The 18,637-nt window shown below is 45.1% G+C and carries 19 protein-coding genes; 12 read left to right on the top strand and 7 right to left on the bottom strand.

Annotation, left to right across the window (positions count from 1 at the left end):
• Nucleotides 1-16: 16 nt before the first annotated feature.
• Together ABIE27_RS14495 and ABIE27_RS14500 are read left to right on the top strand one after the other, a co-directional pair.
• Nucleotides 17-2,077 (top strand): YjhG/YagF family D-xylonate dehydratase, encoded by a 2,061-nt coding sequence (locus ABIE27_RS14495; protein ID WP_240037173.1) that lies wholly within the window; start codon nt 17-19, stop codon nt 2,075-2,077.
• 82 nt (nt 2,078-2,159) lie between these two features.
• On the top strand, nt 2,160-3,746 hold the full coding sequence (locus ABIE27_RS14500) for a glycoside hydrolase family 43 protein (protein WP_123066640.1): 1,587 nt from the start codon (nt 2,160-2,162) through the stop codon (nt 3,744-3,746).
• Nucleotides 3,747-3,830: 84 nt separating this feature from the next.
• On the opposite strand, the gene ABIE27_RS14505 is transcribed toward ABIE27_RS14500, so the two are convergent.
• Entirely contained in the window at nt 3,831-5,399 is a 1,569-nt protein-coding gene (locus tag ABIE27_RS14505; protein ID WP_429350782.1) for an FAD-dependent monooxygenase, read from the bottom strand.
• Between the two features lie 121 nt (nt 5,400-5,520).
• On the opposite strand from ABIE27_RS14505, the gene ABIE27_RS14510 reads away from it, so the two are divergent.
• Entirely contained in the window at nt 5,521-6,180 is a 660-nt protein-coding gene (locus tag ABIE27_RS14510) for a TetR/AcrR family transcriptional regulator (RefSeq protein WP_429350783.1), read from the top strand.
• 45 nt (nt 6,181-6,225) lie between these two features.
• Nucleotides 6,226-6,579: an SH3 domain-containing protein gene (locus tag ABIE27_RS14515; protein ID WP_123066643.1), complete on the top strand. Its 354-nt coding sequence runs from the start codon at nt 6,226-6,228 to the stop codon at nt 6,577-6,579.
• 48 nt (nt 6,580-6,627) lie between these two features.
• On the opposite strand, the gene ABIE27_RS14520 is transcribed toward ABIE27_RS14515, so the two are convergent.
• Nucleotides 6,628-7,191 (bottom strand): GNAT family N-acetyltransferase, encoded by a 564-nt coding sequence (locus ABIE27_RS14520; RefSeq protein ID WP_123066644.1) that lies wholly within the window; start codon nt 7,189-7,191, stop codon nt 6,628-6,630.
• Between the two features lie 41 nt (nt 7,192-7,232).
• Nucleotides 7,233-8,123: a LysR family transcriptional regulator gene (locus ABIE27_RS14525; RefSeq protein WP_123066645.1), complete on the bottom strand. Its 891-nt coding sequence runs from the start codon at nt 8,121-8,123 to the stop codon at nt 7,233-7,235.
• Between the two features lie 122 nt (nt 8,124-8,245).
• On the opposite strand from ABIE27_RS14525, the gene ABIE27_RS14530 reads away from it, so the two are divergent.
• Entirely contained in the window at nt 8,246-9,424 is a 1,179-nt protein-coding gene (locus tag ABIE27_RS14530) for a CynX/NimT family MFS transporter (protein ID WP_123066646.1), read from the top strand.
• 129 nt (nt 9,425-9,553) lie between these two features.
• On the opposite strand, the gene ABIE27_RS14535 is transcribed toward ABIE27_RS14530, so the two are convergent.
• Genes ABIE27_RS14535 through lpdA form a run of 3 tightly spaced genes read right to left on the bottom strand, consistent with a single transcriptional unit; the run spans nt 9,554 to nt 12,511 of the window.
• Complete coding sequence (locus ABIE27_RS14535) at nt 9,554-10,705, bottom strand: ABC transporter permease (protein ID WP_429350784.1); 1,152 nt, start codon at nt 10,703-10,705, stop codon at nt 9,554-9,556.
• Entirely contained in the window at nt 10,686-11,108 is a 423-nt protein-coding gene (locus tag ABIE27_RS14540; protein WP_123066647.1) for a hypothetical protein, read from the bottom strand. Before ABIE27_RS14540 ends, ABIE27_RS14535 begins: the two co-directional genes overlap by 20 nt.
• Nucleotides 11,105-12,511: a dihydrolipoyl dehydrogenase gene (gene lpdA, locus ABIE27_RS14545; RefSeq protein ID WP_429350785.1), complete on the bottom strand. Its 1,407-nt coding sequence runs from the start codon at nt 12,509-12,511 to the stop codon at nt 11,105-11,107. The genes ABIE27_RS14540 and lpdA overlap by 4 nt, the downstream gene beginning before the upstream one ends.
• Nucleotides 12,512-12,712: 201 nt before the next feature.
• Between lpdA and ABIE27_RS14550 the strand changes: the two genes are divergently transcribed.
• From ABIE27_RS14550 to ABIE27_RS14570, 5 genes are all read left to right on the top strand, one after another.
• On the top strand, nt 12,713-13,294 hold the full coding sequence (locus tag ABIE27_RS14550) for a TetR/AcrR family transcriptional regulator (RefSeq protein WP_123067311.1): 582 nt from the start codon (nt 12,713-12,715) through the stop codon (nt 13,292-13,294).
• Nucleotides 13,295-13,335: 41 nt separating this feature from the next.
• A complete protein-coding gene (locus ABIE27_RS14555) occupies nt 13,336-13,755 on the top strand; it encodes an N-acetyltransferase family protein (protein WP_429350786.1) in 420 nt (139 codons plus the stop codon).
• 66 nt (nt 13,756-13,821) lie between these two features.
• Entirely contained in the window at nt 13,822-14,193 is a 372-nt protein-coding gene (locus ABIE27_RS14560; RefSeq protein ID WP_123067313.1) for a DUF4180 domain-containing protein, read from the top strand.
• A 250-nt stretch (nt 14,194-14,443) separates the two neighbouring features.
• A complete protein-coding gene (locus ABIE27_RS14565; protein WP_429350787.1) occupies nt 14,444-16,057 on the top strand; it encodes a xylulokinase in 1,614 nt (537 codons plus the stop codon).
• A 305-nt stretch (nt 16,058-16,362) separates the two neighbouring features.
• Complete coding sequence (locus tag ABIE27_RS14570) at nt 16,363-16,860, top strand: SMI1/KNR4 family protein (protein ID WP_123067316.1); 498 nt, start codon at nt 16,363-16,365, stop codon at nt 16,858-16,860.
• A 97-nt stretch (nt 16,861-16,957) separates the two neighbouring features.
• Here the strand turns inward: ABIE27_RS14570 and ABIE27_RS14575 are convergent, their stop codons facing one another.
• Complete coding sequence (locus tag ABIE27_RS14575; RefSeq protein WP_429350788.1) at nt 16,958-17,440, bottom strand: SDR family oxidoreductase; 483 nt, start codon at nt 17,438-17,440, stop codon at nt 16,958-16,960.
• A gap of 207 nt (nt 17,441-17,647) precedes the next feature.
• Between ABIE27_RS14575 and ABIE27_RS14580 the strand changes: the two genes are divergently transcribed.
• Nucleotides 17,648-17,776, top strand: a complete 129-nt coding sequence (locus ABIE27_RS14580; RefSeq protein WP_222128654.1) for a DUF6254 family protein — start codon at nt 17,648-17,650, stop codon at nt 17,774-17,776.
• A gap of 249 nt (nt 17,777-18,025) precedes the next feature.
• Nucleotides 18,026-18,631, top strand: a complete 606-nt coding sequence (locus tag ABIE27_RS14585; RefSeq protein ID WP_123067318.1) for a DUF2239 family protein — start codon at nt 18,026-18,028, stop codon at nt 18,629-18,631.
• Nucleotides 18,632-18,637 lie beyond the last annotated feature (6 nt).

The following is an 18,637-nucleotide window of genomic DNA, read 5'->3' on the forward strand; positions in this document are numbered from 1 at the left end:
TGCGGGGAGGGATATTATGTACGAACAGATTCGATCCATTATGGGTGAACATTCGCCTGATCCGAGCAACAAAGCATCTAAACCAGGGGAAGAGACCGTGGATTCCGGGGGAAAAGGTTCTGATCGAAGTCAAAATCAATCTGACCTCTTCACGATTCAAGCCCATGCTCCCGGAGTGGAAGGGCGCCTGCCTCTAACCGATGATTTACTGCGAAATGCGCCAAGTGGCGACTTGTTCGGCATGTCCCAGAATGTTGGCATGGGGTGGAAGCCTGGCGAGTTAAACGGCAAACAGTATCTGATTTTAAGTACACAAGGCGGTATACGCAATGAGGATGGCAGTCCCACGGCACTCGGTTATCATACGGGTCACTGGGAGGTTGGATTGCTGATGAAAGCCGCGGCAGATGAATTGTCCAGCCGCGGCGGAATTCCTTTTGCCGGTTATGTCAGCGACCCCTGCGACGGCAGATCGCAAGGAACAACCGGTATGTTCGACTCACTGCCATATCGAAATGATGCTGCGATGGTGTTTCGCCGATTGATTCGATCTTTGCCCACACGCAAAGGTGTGTTAGGCGTAGCAACATGTGATAAGGGACTGCCCGCGATGATGCTTGCTCTGGCGGGTATGCCGAAGCTGCCAGGTGTTATTGTTCCCGGCGGTGTAACTCTCCCGCCTACGGATGGAGAAGACGCCGGGAAAATTCAGACGATCGGTGCAAGGTACTCAAGCGGAGAGCTTTCACTGGAGATGGCATCTGAGTTAGGGTGCCGGGCTTGTGCTACCCCGGGCGGAGGCTGTCAGTTTTTAGGAACAGCAGCCACGGCTCAAGTTGTAGCTGAGGCGATGGGAATGACTGTGCCTCATGCCGCTCTAGCCCCTTCAGGGCAACCGATCTGGCTTGAGATGGCTCGGCAATCCTCACGTGCACTGATCCAGATGGAGACTCAAGGGATGAGAATGGCGGACATTATCACCGATGCGTCGATTCGCAATGCCATGGTAGTACATGCAGCCTTCGGCGGTTCTACCAATCTGCTTCTTCACATTCCTGCCATTGCACATGCGGCCGGTTTGACATTGCCCAATGTACAGGACTGGATTCAGGTCAATAAACATGTTCCGAGACTGGTGAGTGCGCTCCCCAATGGCCCTATTTTCTACCCGACCATTCGGGTTTTTCAGGCCGGTGGTGTGCCAGAAGTTATGCTTCACCTTAGACGTCTTGGTTTGTTGGATGAAACTGTGAAGACGGTAACAGGTACATCTCTGAGCCACGTCCTGGACTGGTGGGAGTCATCCGAGCGTCGGCATGTTATGCGAAAACAATTGCAAGAGGTCGATGGCATCGATCCGGACAGTGTCATTATGAGTGCGGAGCACTCCCAGCGGCTGGGCATTTCCTCTACCGTGACATTTCCAACGGGCAATATCGCTCCCGAAGGCTCTGTTATCAAATCTACGTCCATTGACCCGGATGTACTCGATGAACAAGGAGTATATCGTCACAAGGGTATGGCCAAGGTATTTACGACTGAACGTGAAGCCATCCGTGCAATTAAAACAGGCGGAATACTCGCAGGTGATATTATTGTCCTGCTTGGACGTGGTCCATCCGGAACAGGGATGGAGGAAACGTATCAACTCACTTCCGCACTTAAACATCTTTCCTTTGGAAAACATGTTTCGCTCATTACCGATGCCCGCTTCTCCGGTGTATCTACCGGTGCGTGCATTGGTCATGTTGGCCCCGAAGCGCTTGCCGGGGGACCAATTGGTAAGTTGCGAAACGGTGATTTAATTGACATTGTCGTGGATCGTAACACGCTGGAGGGAAGTGTTAATTTTGTCGGAGCTGAAGGGATCGAGGTTTCGCCCGAAGAAGGAGCACTGATCCTGGCACAGCGGCCTTTTCATCCGGATATGCGACCAGACCAAGCACTGCCTGACGATACACGCTTGTGGGCAGCGTTGCAATCGGTCAGTGGAGGCACCTGGAGAGGGAATGTATACGATGTAGACCGCATCATAACTGCACTTGAGGCTGGCAAAAAGGCGCTCGGTTGGAACTGAGGTCCTGAAATCAGCCCATTCTTTTACGATGTGCTAGCCAGCCATGTTTTATAGCTATTACTTTTTACCGGAGGTTGCTTTCATGAATACAACCACAACCATGATTACCAATCCGATCCTCACCGGCTTTCATCCCGATCCTTCCATATGCCGGGCAGGAGAAGATTATTATATTGCTACATCCACCTTTGAGTGGTTTCCAGGTGTGCGCATTCATCACTCCAAGGATCTAGTTCACTGGCGTGCGTTACCTTCACCATTGACGCGAAAATCTCAGTTAAACATGGAGGGGAATATCAACTCTGGAGGTGTATGGGCTCCTTGTCTCAGCTATGATCGAGGTGTGTTTTATCTGATCTATACGGATGTGAAGAGTAGAATAGGTGCTTTTAAAGATACTCACAACTACCTCGTGACCGCAACAAATATCGAAGGGCCTTGGTCTGAACCAATCTATCTGAACAGCAGCGGCTTTGATCCTTCTCTGTTTCATGATGAAGATGGACGTAAGTGGCTGGTAAACATGATTTGGGATCACCGTAAGGGCAAAAACCGCTTTGCAGGTATCGTACTTCAGGAGTATTCGGTTCAGGAGCAAAAGCTCGTCGGAACTGCCGTCAACATCTTTAAAGGAACAGAACTGGGGCTGACAGAGGCACCACATCTGTATAAACACAATGGTTATTATTATTTAGTAACCGCTGAAGGCGGAACAGGTTATGAGCATGCTGTGACGGTTGCCCGTTCACGTACATTACAAGGCACATATGAAGTTGATCCGAACAATCCGATCCTCACATCAAACGGAAGAACGGATTTACCACTTCAAAAGGCAGGTCACGGAAGTCTCGTCGAGACCCACACGGGCGAATGGTACATTGCACATCTGGTGGGCAGACCTGTTCAGGAGAAACACTGTATCCTTGGACGTGAAACGGCTCTGCAGCGCTGTACGTGGAGCGAGGATGGATGGTTAAGGCTTGCAAGCGGGGATCGATATCCAGAGCTTCAAGTATCCGCACCAAATATAAAGCTTCACCCGTTTGAACCGACAGCGGAGATGGACCACTTTGATCAAGCAGAACTTTGTAACGACTGGAATACTCTTCGTATCCCGCCCGACGCAACTTGGATTACACTGAAGGAACGTCCTGACTACTTACGTTTGTATGGGATGGAATCGATGAGTTCAACACACAGACAAAGCATGCTTGCTCGCAGACTTGATGCTTTCGAGTGTGAAGCTGAAACGTGTCTGGAATTCGAGCCTGATCATCCACAGCAAATGGCAGGACTGATCCTCTATTACGATACGCAGGATTACCTTTACCTTAGAGTGACGTATCAAGAAGAAAAGGGACTATGCATTGGCATCCTTCAGTCTAAATGTGGAGTATATGATGAACTTGTGGAGGATGTTCCATTGCAATCGGGGAGTCGTATTCGTTTAAAAGCCGTGATTCAGCATGATCGTGCTTGCTTCTACTATGCGATAAACGATGATTCGTCATGGATTCAGGTAGGGGAGTGGACGGATATCACTCATCTGTGTGATGAATCCCCAGAATATATCCGATTCACGGGAACCTATATTGGTCTTTGTGTGCAGGATCTCGGCGGTACCCGTAGGCATGCTGACTTTGACTATTTTCGTTATAGCACATCATAAAAAATGAAGAAGATGGCTCCTGTTTTTACGGGGGCCATCTTTAGGTTGAGCATCAGGAGCTTCCAACATATAACCTAGTTTTAATTAGTTCGCGCGATAAATAGTGTTCAGGTATCTTAGAATCAATGCGCTGTCCTCAATGGAAGTACGTAATGCGATGTATCCGTCGGGACGAATCAATATAAGCGTTTCGCTTGTAACATCGTACATTCGATAGGCATTACCTGCCGTGTCAATGATACCTTCTTCTCCTTCCACATGTGATGGCACAATGCAATGCGTATGGAGTTCATCAAAAGTGAAGTCCTGTAGAGAAAGATGATCTGTACGGTTTACAAAAGCTAAAAGAGTCCAGTGTGGGCCGCGCAACAGGTCAAAGACATCTCCTATGGATTCAGCACCTTGCAGGCCCTCGGCATTAGGAGCACGATCTCCAGGCAATGAACGGGTAACATTAGCCTGAATAGAGGGGCAGGTAAGAGAACTTGAACGATAGGAAATAAGAAGTCCGCTCGTTAGATCATCAGATACGGTACTTAAGGATTGGGATAATGCTCCACGTTCAGTCGCTGTCCCTAAAATCGCTCCCATTTTTTTTGTGCTGTCCTCAAGCACCACTTGAGCTACGGGACGACGTTCTTCATCATAGGTGTCAAGCAGGGTGGTGTTTGCTCCGCGTATGACGGATTCCAGTTTCCATCCTAGGTTGTAGGCGTCCTGCATCCCGGTATTCATGCCTTGCCCTCCGGCTGGCGAGTGAACATGCGCGGCGTCTCCGGCAAGAAAAACCCGACCGTTGCGGTAAGATTCAACCATTCGCACGTTGATCCGGTAGATAGATAGCCAGGAGGCATCCATAAGCCGAACATGCCGAGCACCTGCTCGTCGGTTAAACATATCCTGATACACTTCTAACGACGGATTTTCCGGTTCCTTAATCTCTGAAGAAATGGTAGCTTGGAGTTGCCAAATGTCGGATTTCGGTAATGGCGTTACTCCGATCATCCCCTCCGGAGAAGTCCAGATATGGATATGATCACGATCCAGTCCTGCCAAACGCACATCGCCAAGATACCACCGTTCATAATCGTGTGTATTCCCAATTAAAGGGAGATGGATAAACTTGCGAATACTACTTTTCCCACCATCAGCGCCAACCACATAACGGGCATGAATTTGCTCTTTTCCTTCTGGTGTATTCACCGTTACCTGTACACCCTCCAAGTCTTGAACAAGTTCTACAGCTTCCACACCCAACTCCACTTTACCGCCAAACATCTCATATCGGTCACGTAACGCCTTTTCCACATCAAATTGAGCAATCCAGACCGGATCTGGATAGGGTGATCCTAATTCAGCGCTGGCAGCAACGGTAATAGAAGGCTTAACCATACTTCTGCCATCCTCGTTATAATAGCGCACAGGTAAATCCACGACACCTGTGTCCATAATGTAACGAACGGCTTCCAAATCATCAACGACTTCAAGCGAACGGGGCTGAATTCCTTTGGCACGGGATGCTAGGTTATACGAAGTGCTTCGTTCGATAATCCGATGGTCTACGTTTCGACGGGCAAGGTCACAGGCAAGTGTCAGCCCTGTAGGCCCAGCCCCAACAATTAGAACATCTACAAAAGACTGTGGCGTGTTCATAAGTTAATTCCTCCTTAATCATGGATTTGGATAGATCACATTAACTAAACTACACCGTGCAGTGTAGTTTGTAAAGAGGAACTCATTTTTGATAGTATAGTCATAGGGGGGAAGCTTAAGGATGAATACTACGGAAATCAAAAAAGTCCGCAAAGGCTCTTCTGACAAAAGAGCTAAAATTATTGCGGCGGCACGAGATTTGTTTCTATCAGATGGGTTTGATCGTTCCAGTGTTGATGCGGTCGCAGCTAAAGCGGGCGTTTCCAAACGGACAGTTTATGATTATTATGGTGACAAGCAGAACTTACTGCTTGCTGTTGTAGAAGTAACCAGTAGGACAGTTTTGGACATGATCAAACAAGGAATAACAGACTATCTCTCGGAATTCGAGGATTTGGAGCAGGCTCTTACCTTGTTCTGTGAACAATTCGTAGCTTCTGCAAACGGTTCTTCTGATTACAGTGCTTTGATCCGTCTGGTTACGATGGAAGAAGCCAACCTACCCATCTCTTTTTTAGAAAAGTTAGACAACGCAACGGAAGAGGGGCTGATCAAGAGGTTTACCGAGTTTGGAGAAAACGGATTGCTTAATGTGTCCGATCCTGAACTGGCTACAAAGCATTTCGCCGCATTAACGTTTTTAATGGTATTTAATCAACCGAAAAAAATCGGAAATTTTCAAGATGAACAAACCAAACGAATCATCACAGAAGGGGTACGTGTCTTCCTTCGCGCCTATGGACAACGCGCCAGTTACCACAAAAACGAAGAATTGTCCTGATCGTTGGGTTCACTTCTTAAAGAACTACATTTGGAGGGAGTACATATGAAGCAATACAAGGTAATTCACCCGCATCAGTCGAATTATCCAGACCCTATTGTGCTGGCTAAGGGAGATATCGTTCATTACGGAGAAGAAGATACTGAATTTCCGAACTGGATTTTTTGTGAATCTATTGAATCTAAAAAGCGTGGTTGGGTGCCGAAGCAAATACTGAGTACACCGAATGAAGAACACATAGCAAAAGTACAAGAAGATTACTCTGCTCTCGAATTAAACGTGATACCTGGTACTCTTGTGCAGAAAGAATATGAGTTAAACGAATGGAGCTTTGTGCATACGACTGAAGGTGAGAAGGGGTGGGTACCCAATAAAGTCATCACCCCAATAAAACAATAACCATCAGACTCTTTTCTATATTGAAAAGACCCATATCTTTATAACAGATTACCGCCGCATATTTAACCATTCTGATTGCAAAATCGCATATTGATACTCATCGATCCAATGACCCTTGGACATGTAATTTTCGAGCAAATGTCCTTCGCGTCTCATACCTAAACGTTCCAGAACGTGAATAGACTTTGTGTTTCGCACATCGGAAAAAGCGATCAATTTATGTTTGTTCAGCGAACCAAAAACATAGTCAAGCAGGGCACAAAGTGCTTCGTGCATATATCCTTTACCCTGATGCTCAGGCGCAAGAGTAAACCCAAGCTCGACGATTCGAGGTTCGGCTCCAAGGGTATGAATCGCACAATCCCCGATGATCTGATCAGATGTAGCCAAGGCAACCGCGTATTGAAACCACGCTCCTGGCTGATCAGGGGAAGATGCTAATTGACGGCTGACAAATGATTCTGCATCTTGAATCGTATAATTTTCCCACGATTGAAAACGAGCAATATCGGGATTAGAGCGGTATTGATAGAAGAATTGCACGTCTTGCATGCCGAACTTTCGAATCACTAGACGCTCCGAAACGGCAAATACTTCTTTCGATTTCTCCATTTTAAAAACCTCATTTATTCTCTTTGAATTTTCGCGTTTCACTAGTTCGTTTTCGATTTAAAAAAATCAATCAACCACTCCGCTAGCTGGTGTTGCGCTTTGCTAATGAATCGATCCGCGTAGTAAGTCAACTCCATATGCCGAACAGGTGCAGGCCCTACAATGGGGATCGTTACGATATCTTCCCAGCCCGAATGCTGTTTTAACAGTTCTCTCGGCTGGATCGTTGCACCAATGCCAGCAGCTACTAGCTGCAACAGGGAAGATGCGGAACCTGCTTCCATAACCGTAGTTAACTCCAGGCCTTGCTCCCGGAAAACCTCATCCACCAAATCTCTGCCAATATACCCTTTGGGATACATAACTAGTGCGAGCCGCGTCAATTCTTCCAAGGTAATTTCCTGTTTTTTTGCAAGATCACTGGATGCATGAACAAACAATTCATAAGGCTCACTTCCCAGTGGAATCTGCACGAGACGCTTGTCCTTTGAACCACGTAGCCCAATGCCAAGATCAACTTTGTGTGTTAGTACTTCGTCTCGAACGAAAATGGTTGAAAATGCCTGCAGCTTCGTATGAGGGTACCGGGTCTTGAATTCAACAAACAGCGGAACAAGCTGAAAGTCAAGATCAGAGGGTAACACAGCAAGCCGGACCGTTCCACGCTTCTCCGATACAAGTTCTTGAATCGCACTTTTTGCATCCATTTCAGCCTGAATCATTTTCATTCCGTATTGATGGAGAAGCCTGCCAGCCTCGGTTGCAACTACTTTTTTTCCAATTCGATCGAAAAGGGGCATGCCTACTTCAGCCTCCAGCAGACGTATCTGTTGACTCAATGTTGGCTGTGAAATTCCGAGAATCTCTGCGGCTTTCGTGAAGTGAAGATGCTCGAAGACGGCCATAAAATACGTTATATTTCGGGTATCCATCTCTTCTCCTCGTTTAATAATAGTATTTTACTATCATAATAATATAAATTATTGGATTGATCAATGGATAGGGCGGACGTATACTCAAAGTGACTTCAAGAAGAACCAGGAGGATGAAAACGGTGAAAAAAATATTATATTTATTCGCACTATTTATTGCGGCATTGAACCTGCGACCCATTATTACTTCCGTAGCATCCATGATGAGCATGATTCAAACCGATTTAGGTATAAGCGCATTAACAGCAAGCCTTCTGACCACACTGCCTGTCCTGTGTATGGGATTATTTGCTCCCGTCGCCACAACGTTAAGTCAGCGGCTCGGTTTGGAGCGAACTATTTTTATCTCGCTTCTTCTCATCACACTCGCCACTGCACTTCGCAGTGTAGATCAATCTGTTACCGTACTACTTGCTACCGCCTTGGTCGGAGGGATCGGCATCAGCTTCACGGGACCGCTGCTGTCAAGTTTTATTAAAAAATATTTCCCAGCAAGCCCAGGCATAGTGAGTATTTACTCCGTATCGATGACGATTGGGGCTGCACTGGCATCTGGGTTAACCATTCCGATTTATAATCAAAATCAACACAATCTTTCACTAGCCTTGTCCTGCTGGGCCGCTTTTGGCTTCATTGCTGTGATCTTTTGGACCTTACTCATTCGAAAAAACAAACCCTCCAGCAGCAGATCACAACGCGTTAAACTGCCCCTGGGCAATAAAAAAGCGATTCAATTCACTTTGTTTTTTGGCTTCATGGCCAGTATGTTCTATAGCTTGACAGCTTGGATTTCCCCGATCGCTCTCAGCTTTGGATACAGTTCACAAAACGCAGCGATGCTTCTGACCGTGTTTACATTAATTCAAGTTCCTGTCGCATTACTGATTCCGAATCTTGTAAACCGCTCAGGGAAGATCAAACTATGGCTTGTCTTGTGTAGTGTTTCTGAACTCATCGGTTTAGTGTTACTTTTGTCACCTGTGCCCATGCTTCTTGCCGTTATTTTTCTCGGTATCGGGGCTGGTGGATTGTTTCCACTAGCGCTGATGCTACCCATTATGGCAACAAATACAACCGAGGAAGCAGGGTCTTGGTCAGCCATGTCACAGATGGGAGGTTATATCATGGGTGCCTTCGGGCCACTTGTTATTGGATGGATCTTTGATCTCAGCGGACGGTTTAACGTATCCATTATTGCCATGCTGGTCATTGTAACGCTAATGATTAGTGTACAGTTATCCATGAACATGGGGAGAAAAGCTGTAGAAGCTTCTAAGGGTAATGAACCGCAAAAGAACTGAGAAGCGAAGTGACCAAAATCAGGTTAGATCATTCAGTTAGAGCGCTTAAGTTGTTACAGATCTTACACAAATTCACAGTACAAATCGCCGCAGCCTATCGTTTAAACAGGTTTGCGGCGATTATTCATTCTATGCAGCTTCTACTTCAAGGTTCAATAATGGCCTACGTGACTCTCGTCGCAGGACGAATCCGATGCCTAATGAAGCAATACCTATGATCAAAATACATGCTCCCAGCTCCACGCTGTAAAAACCAAGTTCACCGTTCCGAAAAGCCATACCACGGATCAACCGATTAAGCCAGTTCATAGGCAGTGCCCATGCCGTAATTTGAAAAAAGGTGGGAAACGCAAGCGGTGTTAATTGAATCCCTGTTACCAGAAAAGAAGGATACAGGATGAGGCTCATTCGCGAACCGACTTTCGATACGTTTTGAACAGAATATCCGAGAAACATCGCTAGTAAGCATAATGACATTGAATATAGCAGTAAAGGCACGATGAATACATACGGTGGCACTTCGAATCGCAGCTGTCCCACCTGTTTTAACATCCCGTAACTGAGCAGGGAAGAGCAGGTGCTTAAGATTGCATAAGGCAGAACGCGAATCCAGAGCTGGAACGGAGAGCTTCCCACAGACAAAAGCTTGCCTTCTTGCCGGAGACGGGGAGCTATCGCTCCAGCTGCTCCAGTGGTTAACATTAAAATAACGATATTTACAAATCCAATCACCATCGTTCCTGTATAACTGGAGGTTGGATTATATAACAAGTGCTGCGCAAGAGATAGCGGGGATACTATATCTTTAGCCGATTCTACGTTCATCCCCGTTTGAGTGAGACGGGTTACAGCAAGGATCGTATTTTCGGTCGTCACAATCTCCTGAATCGCAGGACGAATACCACTAAGGCTGGAGGGCATCGTATTATCCATCCAGATCCCGATACTTGAGGATAGTCCTGCATCTTGCCTTTGCTGTAATCCATTCGGGATCGCAATGACCGCCACAGCCTGTTCATTAGCCAGCAGTATATCTGGAGAGAGTCGATTGGGAAAGACGTTTGTAACTTCCATCAATGGTGAGGCATTGATCTGTTCAATAAGCTGCCTTGAATAGGAAGAGTGATCCTCATCCACCACCACAACAGGCGTTTCGCTCAATTGATTTCGGGAAAACATCAGTCCGAAGAATAGAGCAGCCACTAGAGGGGCTACAAAAATAAAAATAATCCATTTACTCCCGCGTAGGTGATTCCATTCATCAGTCAGTGATGTTATCAAGCTGCACCTCCGCAGTCATACCCGGAAGCAGGTCCTTGCTTGTTGGAACCGATATACGGATCAGATACATGCTCAGATCTGCTTGCCCTTTTTCCCGTGTCATGCGCAGGTTAGCAAATTGAGGTGAGGGAGCCACCGAAGTTACCACTCCTTCTTTTACAAGTGGCTGCTCCAAATAAGGAAAGTGAACGTTTATTTTTTGATCTGCATGAAACTGCTCAATCTGCGATTCGGGAATATAGAAGTCGACGTAATACGCTGCTGCATCTTGCGCTGTATTCAATATTCCCTGTTTGTTATTCTCAGCCTGACTTACGGCATCGGTACCTTTTGCAATCAACAAACCGCCTGCCAAAATAATGATCAACATGATAATGATATACAGGCCCCATTTAGATCTCATGATGTTTTCTCCCTCGTTTTCATTTTTTCCATTTTCCCACAAGCTTGTTCTGCGGCCTCCATAATGATTTCCCCCAGCGTCGGGTGAGGATGAATGGTCATGGCCAAATCTTCCGCCGTTGCTCCCATTTCAATAGCAAGAGACAACTCGGAGATCAGCGTAGAAGCTTCAGCTCCGACAATCTGTGCACCTAATACAAGACCCGATGTAGCGTGAGCTACAATTTTAACAAAACCTTCGGTTTCCTTTAGAGCAAGTGCACGGCCATTGATGGAAAAAACAGATTTTCCATCGACAATGGGAATGGATTTTTGCTTACATTCCGTCTCGCTAAGACCAACGCTAGTGATCTCCGGATGTGAAAACACAACTAGCGGAATCGCCTTATAGTCGATGATAGAGGGTTTACCCGCAATAGCCTCTGCTGCAATCTTTGCTTCATACGAAGCTTTATGAGCTAGAGCAGGGCCTTGAACGATATCTCCAATAGCATAAATATGCGGGATGGATGTTCTGCACTGCCCGTCAATCTCAATCAACCCTTGTGGAGTGGGGGAGAGACCTATATTTTCAAGACCTAAAGTGCCGTCTGTGTTCGGTTTCCTGCCCACCGTAATTAACGCATATTCCGCTTGAACAACGTCGCGTTCATTCAGACGTGTATAGTGGAGATCGATGTGACTCGTATACTGGTCTGCTCCTGTAACTTTAGCTCCGGTTAAGATGGTTATGCCGTCTTTTTTCAGTTGACGAATAACAGGTTCAACAAGCTCGGCTTCGAATCCCGGCAAAATCTGTTCACCCCCCTCAAGCATCGTAACTTTGGTTCCAAATCTTGCAAACATCTGACCGAGCTCTACACCAATATAACCGCCTCCAACCACAACAAGGCTTTCAGGAATTTCGGGCAGTGATAGCGCTTCGGTGGATGAAAGAATACGTCCGCCGAAGGGAAGAGCACTTATTTCAATGGGACGGGAGCCGGTTGCCAGGATGAGGTGCTTAAAGACTATATGGCGCTCACCATCTTCAGCATGATGAATCGCCGCGGTATGTGCATCTATCAAGCTTGCTTCACCTGTCAGAACAGTAACACCCGCCGTTTTGAGCAAAAACCGAACCCCTCCAGACTGCTTATCCACCACGGCTTGCTTGAAAGTCTGAGCCTCTTTATAGGAACTACCTTTGTCCACAGCACCCCGTTGCCTGCGTATGGTAAAACGCTCCGCTTCGCCAATTAGTGCTTTGGAAGGAATACAGCCTACATGTGTACATACGCCGCCGATTTGCTGACGCTCCACAACAGCTGTTTTCATCCCGAGTTGTGAGGATCGTAATGCGGCCACGTAACCTCCTGGCCCTGATCCAATGACCAGGGTGTCTACAGCTTCTAATGCATTCATAATGCCTACCTCCAAAATAAAATATGATGATCGTAATATATTATAGTCATCATATTTTAAAGGAGTCAAGACTCCATTTATGATCATTCTTCCTCTGCTGTAGATGCTGATATATGAATTGACATTAAATAATATGATAAATATAATATTTTAAAAAACGATCCATAGATACAGACCTAGACAAAAAGGAGAGGAAGCAAGATGCCTTATCCGAAAGGGCACAAACTCAAAGTGCGCAACCATATTATTACTAGTGCGGCTAAAGCATTTCGAACCCATGGCGTGCGGAATATAAGTCTTCCACATATTATGAAAGGTGCTGGACTGACACACGGGGGATTTTACTCCCATTTTGAGAACAAAGATCAGCTTGTGATGGAGACCTGCCATTTTGCTATTAGTGACACCATGGAAATGCTGCAAAAAGTTGCTGATAAAAACAAAAATGAAGATCAACCTCCAATTGAGGCGGTCATTGATTTTTATTTAGGCTCCTTGCATCGAGATCAAACGGAAGTCGGTTGTATCCTACCAGCACTGTCAGGTGAGATTTCTCAGCTATCGGAGGAGATACGGCAGGCTTATACACGAGAGTTACAGCGTTTTATTACGTTTATTACAAAGTTGGCTGGAATCGATACTTCTGCCGGTTATGCGCTAGTGAGCAGCATGGTAGGAACTGTTGCTTTGGCACGTGCAGTTAGTGATTCAAAGCTCAGTGACGATCTGTTACAAGCAGGTCGTACACAGGCTAAACAAATGGTAAACGCCAGCTCCAAATGACAACTAACCTTGATGAAACAGACGGATGGGGGATTCATCGAATGATCATTAGAGAAGCAATAACTTCAGACTATGCACAATTGAGACAAATTTATTTGCATTCCCGGCAGGAGAGCTTTCACTGGGCTAATGCCGATGAGATGACTCTCGAAGATTTTGACCGGGATACATCGGAAGAAGAGATTCTTGTGGCGGAATCAGGTGATCAAATCCTTGGATTTGCTTCATTGTATGTACCTGACCGTTTTGTTCATAATTTATTCGTACACCCGCAGGCGGCCGGGAAAGGCGTAGGTAAACAGTTGCTCCAGCAATCGATATGCAGATTGGGAACACCCGTCACGTTAAAGTGTGTTTCAGATAACCATAAGGCGCTCTCGTTCTATAAAAAGCAGGGCTGGAACGCTGTTGTCGAAGAGGGTGAACCCGAAGCAAGATACTGGGTGCTTGTATATGAATAGGCTCTAACGTATATTAAGGTGATTTTTGATCCTAAGTTACAGATATGAGATGAGGGAGCAACAGACATGAATATTCAACAAATAAACAAAAATGGAGTGTCCATCGCTTACGTTACAAATAACGAAAAACTAATCTCGGATGTGCAATCGGCCTTGGACTTAATGGCAACCGTTAGATATGAAGTGGACTGTAATCTGATCATCGTTAATAAATCGGAAGTTAGTGAAGCGTTTTTTGATTTAAAAACACGTCTGGCTGGTGAAGTACTGCAAAAGTTCATCAATTATCAGACCAAAATTGCGATCATTGGCGATTACTCAGGCTATTCCAGCAAAAGTCTGAAAGACTTTATCTATGAAAGCAATAATGGTAATGATATATTCTTTGTGTCAGACGAACATCGGGCTATAGAGAAACTAAGCGGCTTTAAAGCATAAAGTGAACAGATTGAAAGTGTAGCTAATATAAAACATGAGCGTTCCATAAATTAAATAGAATCGTATTTTTATGAGACATGTCTTATTTTCATATGCCAAAAATGTTGTTTTACATCCATTCTAGGCAGGTGGAAATTGGGGATGTCTTTATTACTTCTCATGGACAAAACTTAGTTTATCCAATATACAAAGTGTTGTAAACATGTTATTATCACACCAAGCTTAAGTAAAAGGTGGTGCAAAGCCCATAATGGATCAACATCTCAAACGAGCGATTGTCGGCGGAGAAACCTCGCTTGGCATTGAATTTGGGTCAACCCGGATCAAGGCTGTTCTGATCAATAACAAGTTTGAAATCATTGCTTCCAGCAGCTACGAATGGGAAAATCAATGGAACAATCATTACTGGACCTATCACCCTAATGAGATGATTCGAGGGTTGCAAGAAGTGTATGCTCAACTGAAGCAGCTGGTTATGATGCATTATGGAGTAACGCTGAGCAGCATAGGCTCCATCGGACTATCCGGCATGATGCAAGGATATCTTGTTTTGGATAGCACGGGAGAATTGTTAGTTCCATTTCGTACTTGGCGTAACCTCACAACGAGTACTGCAGCAAAATTTTTAACCCGGGAATTCCAATATAAAATTCCGGAGCGCTGGAGTATTGCGCATCTGTACCAAGCCATCTTAAACGATGAAGAACATGTAAGGAACATTAACTATATGACAACGTTGTCGGGTTACATGCACTTTCTTCTAACAGGCAATAAAGCAATCGGTGTAGGGGATGCCTCCGGTATGTTCCCGATCAATACTGCGACAAGAGGATACAATGAAGAGATGATCGAGCAGTTTAACGAATTAATTAGGCATAAAGATTACCCATGGAAACTAGAAGATCTTTTACCTTCTGTATATTCGGCTGGTGAACATGCAGGCTATCTTCATGAAGCTGGTGCACGTCTCATCGACCCGTCTGGCGATCTACAAGCCGGTATTCCGTTCTGCCCTCCGGAAGGGGATGCAGGAACAGGCATGGTGGCTACGAACAGTATCCATACATGTAGCGGCAGTCTATCCGCAGGAACATCTATTTTTGCTATGATTGTTCTGGATAAAGATATAGGGATGTACCCCGAGATTGACATTTTGACTACACCTGATGGAAGTCCTGTTGGTATGGTTCTTGCCAACAATTGTACTAGTGATATCAATGCATGGATCAGACTCTTTCATGAATTTTATGAAGCATTGGGATATAAAGCTAACGTCAGTCACTTGTTCCATGTTCTGTTTAATAAAGCGCTCGAAGCAGACCCAGATGGCGGCGGTTTGCTAAGTTACGGTTATTATTCGGGAGAGAAAATTACCGGTATGACTCAAGGGCGTCCGTTATTTGTTCGTTCTCCCGAGAGCCGCTTTACACTCGCTAATTTTATGAGGACGCATCTGTTCAGTGCGTTTGGCACATTAAGGCTCGGAATGGACATTTTAACGCAGAGGGAGAATGTAAAGGTTGACCAGATCTTGGCACATGGCGGACTATTCAAGACCCCCTTAGCTGGCCAGAAAATGTGTGCAGCTGCACTTAATGTTCCCGTATCTGTCATGCCGACTGCTGGTGAGGGCGGTGCATGGGGTATAGCCGTATTGGCTTCCTATATGGTTTGTAAGGAGAAAAACGAAAGTTTGACAGATTTCCTCCATCTGAAAGTATTTAAAGACGTCGAAGCACTGAGGATTGATCCGGACATTACTGATGTGAACGGGTTCAACCGATTTATGGAACGGTACACGAAAGGAATGGCCATTGAGCAAGCAGCAGCTGATCATTTACAGAAAAGAGATGAAATCCATTGACTGAATTCGTTTGGGGAATATTCGCAACAGATGTCTCTGCACACTTTCCTAACTTTTTTCCCATCGGCATGTACAGCACGAGGGAGGAGGCCGTGAAAGAAATCCATTCTTTACCCCGAGATCACAATTATCAATTGCTGCGATTGCCGCTGAATCATAACTTTGCCTTTTACCACAAAAAAACGGGTAAGCTGGCAGGAATGGATTCAATCCATCACGAACATTTCTATTTTAAAGATGATGTTTGACCCGGTGCTGCAGCGCTGGATTGCACGGAAGTAATCTTCTTAGAGAGAAGGTGCGGTATGGATAAAGTCGTTCTGGATTTTATAACATGGGCTGAGCTAAGCGGTTGGATGATAACCCTGAAGTCAGAACCTGAACTCCAGCTGAATCAACAATGGATCGCCAGATACAAGATTATTCCCGCCGAATATGCCTCATTCTTGCGTTTGGTCAGCCAATGCATGACATCTAGCGAGCAGACCTGGTTCCTGTGCGAAGCTGACTACAATAACAGTTCCATTTCGGAATTCCACTGGAATGAATATGAATTAATCAGCCTGGAAGCAGCTGCAAACGATGATGTGTGGAAATCCGAAATCACGAGTTGGTGGGATCAGTATCTGCCGATTATGATGTCGGTTCATGATGGTTATTCCTTTTATGCCATTGATCTATCCAATGAAACTGGTGCAGTTGTACACGGGGAAGAACCTGAATTTGAAGAGGTTACAAAAGTGGCCGAAGATTTCCCTCATTTTTTACAACTGATTACGTCAGGTTCAATTGCTGCGGGATAGCATCAGCCGCGAATCTAAACTGCACTCCTTCGTTTCAAAACCATTAAACTACAGGAGTGCAGTTTAAGTCTTTCCAACAATCGTGCATTTTCCTTTTCTAGCATTTTTCCAGGTATCCGACATTTTTCATATAATTAAAATAACGTTTCATCAAACTGGTGTTGATTTCCGGAAAATGAATCCTTAAAGGACCCAGAGCATTTTGTGTATTGGAAGAGTCGTACTTCGGCATGTTTTCGTACAGCTCCCAGAGCTGATACTTGTCCATGCTGACTTGAATGCGCTTCAAAGCGTGTCTTTCGTCTCTAGCACGAACTAAACAATATATTTGAATATGAGGATTAGTTTGAATCAATTCCCTCACAAGATATGCACCTAAGAAGCCAGTGGCGCCTGTAAGTAAAACCTTATTCTGTTGAAAAGATCGTACTGAAAAGGGGTGCCCAGGTTTAATATCAGCGGCTAATACTGCATCAGAGATGAAGTTGTTTTCAGATTCTGTGGGTTCATGTTCGAGTGCATTGCACAGTTTGCAGACCGTGGGATGTTCATAAAGAAGCCTTTGCTGAATGTAGGTCAAGGTAGGATGTACCTACGCCTAACTGGGATGCATTGGAGGCAGAATGGCTAAATCAATCCTAATTAATGTAACAAGAGAAGTTTTCATATATGACAGATAACAGCCTGATCGTAGGCAGAGAATACAGCTTGGTATGAATGAAAGTGACTTGTTCATGACATCCTACAGAAGTAGTACCATTCTCATTTCCTGAGGAGGAGATCTTATATGGCTCGCCAGAAGAAAAGGCAGGAAGCTGCTTGGAAGTCACGTAAGCAAGAACAGCACCCTCATGGTAAAATCAGATCGCTCAAAGAAATATCAAGCGAATATGAAGAGAAGAATACTACGGACTGAAAGGATGACTGTCGGCGTTATTTGCCGGCAGTCATTTTACATTTATATTGGAATTTTAACAGTACTATATTTTATATATGCAATATGCTCTCCTACGGCAGTCAGTGAAATAGTCACTCTTTTGCTGTGAGGGGATTTTTTCATGTAAAAAAGACCAAGTACAGATATATGAATTATACCCGGGTAATATTGATTTTATATTTTTACCCGGGTATAATTCATATAGAAGATCATTAAAGGAGGGTTAACATGCATGATTCATCTACCCAAATGAACTGCACTGCTTTTGTAGGCAGAAAACATTTCGCTAAAGGCACATTACAAGACGTTGTTAAAGTCGTAAAAGAAAACTTGGAAGAGAATGAAATTGTTGAATTGCTTATTTTTGACGATTTTACTGGGAAACCGATAGATATTGATTTTCGAGGAAGCCTAGAGGATGTATTGAACCGCCTAAACAGTAAGCCTGGATGTTTAACGGATACGAAAGAGAATGAACAACCCGTTCGCAGAGCCGGCCGCCCCAAACTAGGCGTAGTATCTGGTGAAGTCACTTTGCTGCCCAGGCAATGGGACTGGCTTAAAGCTCAACCCGGAGGCGCTTCGGTAACCCTGCGAAAACTGATTGATGAGGCTCGCCGTTCAGGGGAGAACGGAAATAAAGTTCGTGCGGCGCAGGAAATAACGTATCATTTCATGACAGCAATGGCGGGGGATTTCCCTCAATACGAAGAGGCTTTGAGAGCACTGTATGCCGCGAATGAAAATCGTTTTTACGAATCGATCAATGATTGGACACCCGATATAAGAGACTATATTAAGTTTTTGGCCAGTAATGCATTCACGCAGGAATAGAGGAGC

The organism is Paenibacillus sp. 4624 (assembly GCF_050435065.1).
In the GTDB taxonomy this organism is placed as follows: domain Bacteria; phylum Bacillota; class Bacilli; order Paenibacillales; family Paenibacillaceae; genus Paenibacillus; species Paenibacillus amylolyticus_D.

Excerpts from the sequence above, each read along its gene's own strand:
- ABIE27_RS14565 (WP_429350787.1), top strand. The coding sequence starts at position 14,444 with ATGGATCAACATCTCAAACGAGCGATTGTCGGCGGAGAAACCTCGCTT.
- lpdA (WP_429350785.1), bottom strand. The coding sequence starts at position 12,511 with ATGAATGCATTAGAAGCTGTAGACACCCTGGTCATTGGATCAGGGCCA.
- ABIE27_RS14510 (WP_429350783.1), top strand. The coding sequence starts at position 5,521 with ATGAATACTACGGAAATCAAAAAAGTCCGCAAAGGCTCTTCTGACAAA.
- ABIE27_RS14505 (WP_429350782.1), bottom strand. The coding sequence starts at position 5,399 with ATGAACACGCCACAGTCTTTTGTAGATGTTCTAATTGTTGGGGCTGGG.
- ABIE27_RS14525 (WP_123066645.1), bottom strand. The coding sequence starts at position 8,123 with ATGGATACCCGAAATATAACGTATTTTATGGCCGTCTTCGAGCATCTT.
- ABIE27_RS14555 (WP_429350786.1), top strand. The coding sequence starts at position 13,336 with ATGATCATTAGAGAAGCAATAACTTCAGACTATGCACAATTGAGACAA.
- ABIE27_RS14500 (WP_123066640.1), top strand. The coding sequence starts at position 2,160 with ATGAATACAACCACAACCATGATTACCAATCCGATCCTCACCGGCTTT.
- ABIE27_RS14495 (WP_240037173.1), top strand. The coding sequence starts at position 17 with ATGTACGAACAGATTCGATCCATTATGGGTGAACATTCGCCTGATCCG.
- ABIE27_RS14585 (WP_123067318.1), top strand. The coding sequence starts at position 18,026 with ATGCATGATTCATCTACCCAAATGAACTGCACTGCTTTTGTAGGCAGA.
- ABIE27_RS14570 (WP_123067316.1), top strand. The coding sequence starts at position 16,363 with ATGGATAAAGTCGTTCTGGATTTTATAACATGGGCTGAGCTAAGCGGT.
- ABIE27_RS14515 (WP_123066643.1), top strand. The coding sequence starts at position 6,226 with ATGAAGCAATACAAGGTAATTCACCCGCATCAGTCGAATTATCCAGAC.
- ABIE27_RS14560 (WP_123067313.1), top strand. The coding sequence starts at position 13,822 with ATGAATATTCAACAAATAAACAAAAATGGAGTGTCCATCGCTTACGTT.
- ABIE27_RS14540 (WP_123066647.1), bottom strand. The coding sequence starts at position 11,108 with ATGAGATCTAAATGGGGCCTGTATATCATTATCATGTTGATCATTATT.
- ABIE27_RS14580 (WP_222128654.1), top strand. The coding sequence starts at position 17,648 with ATGGCTCGCCAGAAGAAAAGGCAGGAAGCTGCTTGGAAGTCACGTAAG.
- ABIE27_RS14520 (WP_123066644.1), bottom strand. The coding sequence starts at position 7,191 with ATGGAGAAATCGAAAGAAGTATTTGCCGTTTCGGAGCGTCTAGTGATT.
- ABIE27_RS14550 (WP_123067311.1), top strand. The coding sequence starts at position 12,713 with ATGCCTTATCCGAAAGGGCACAAACTCAAAGTGCGCAACCATATTATT.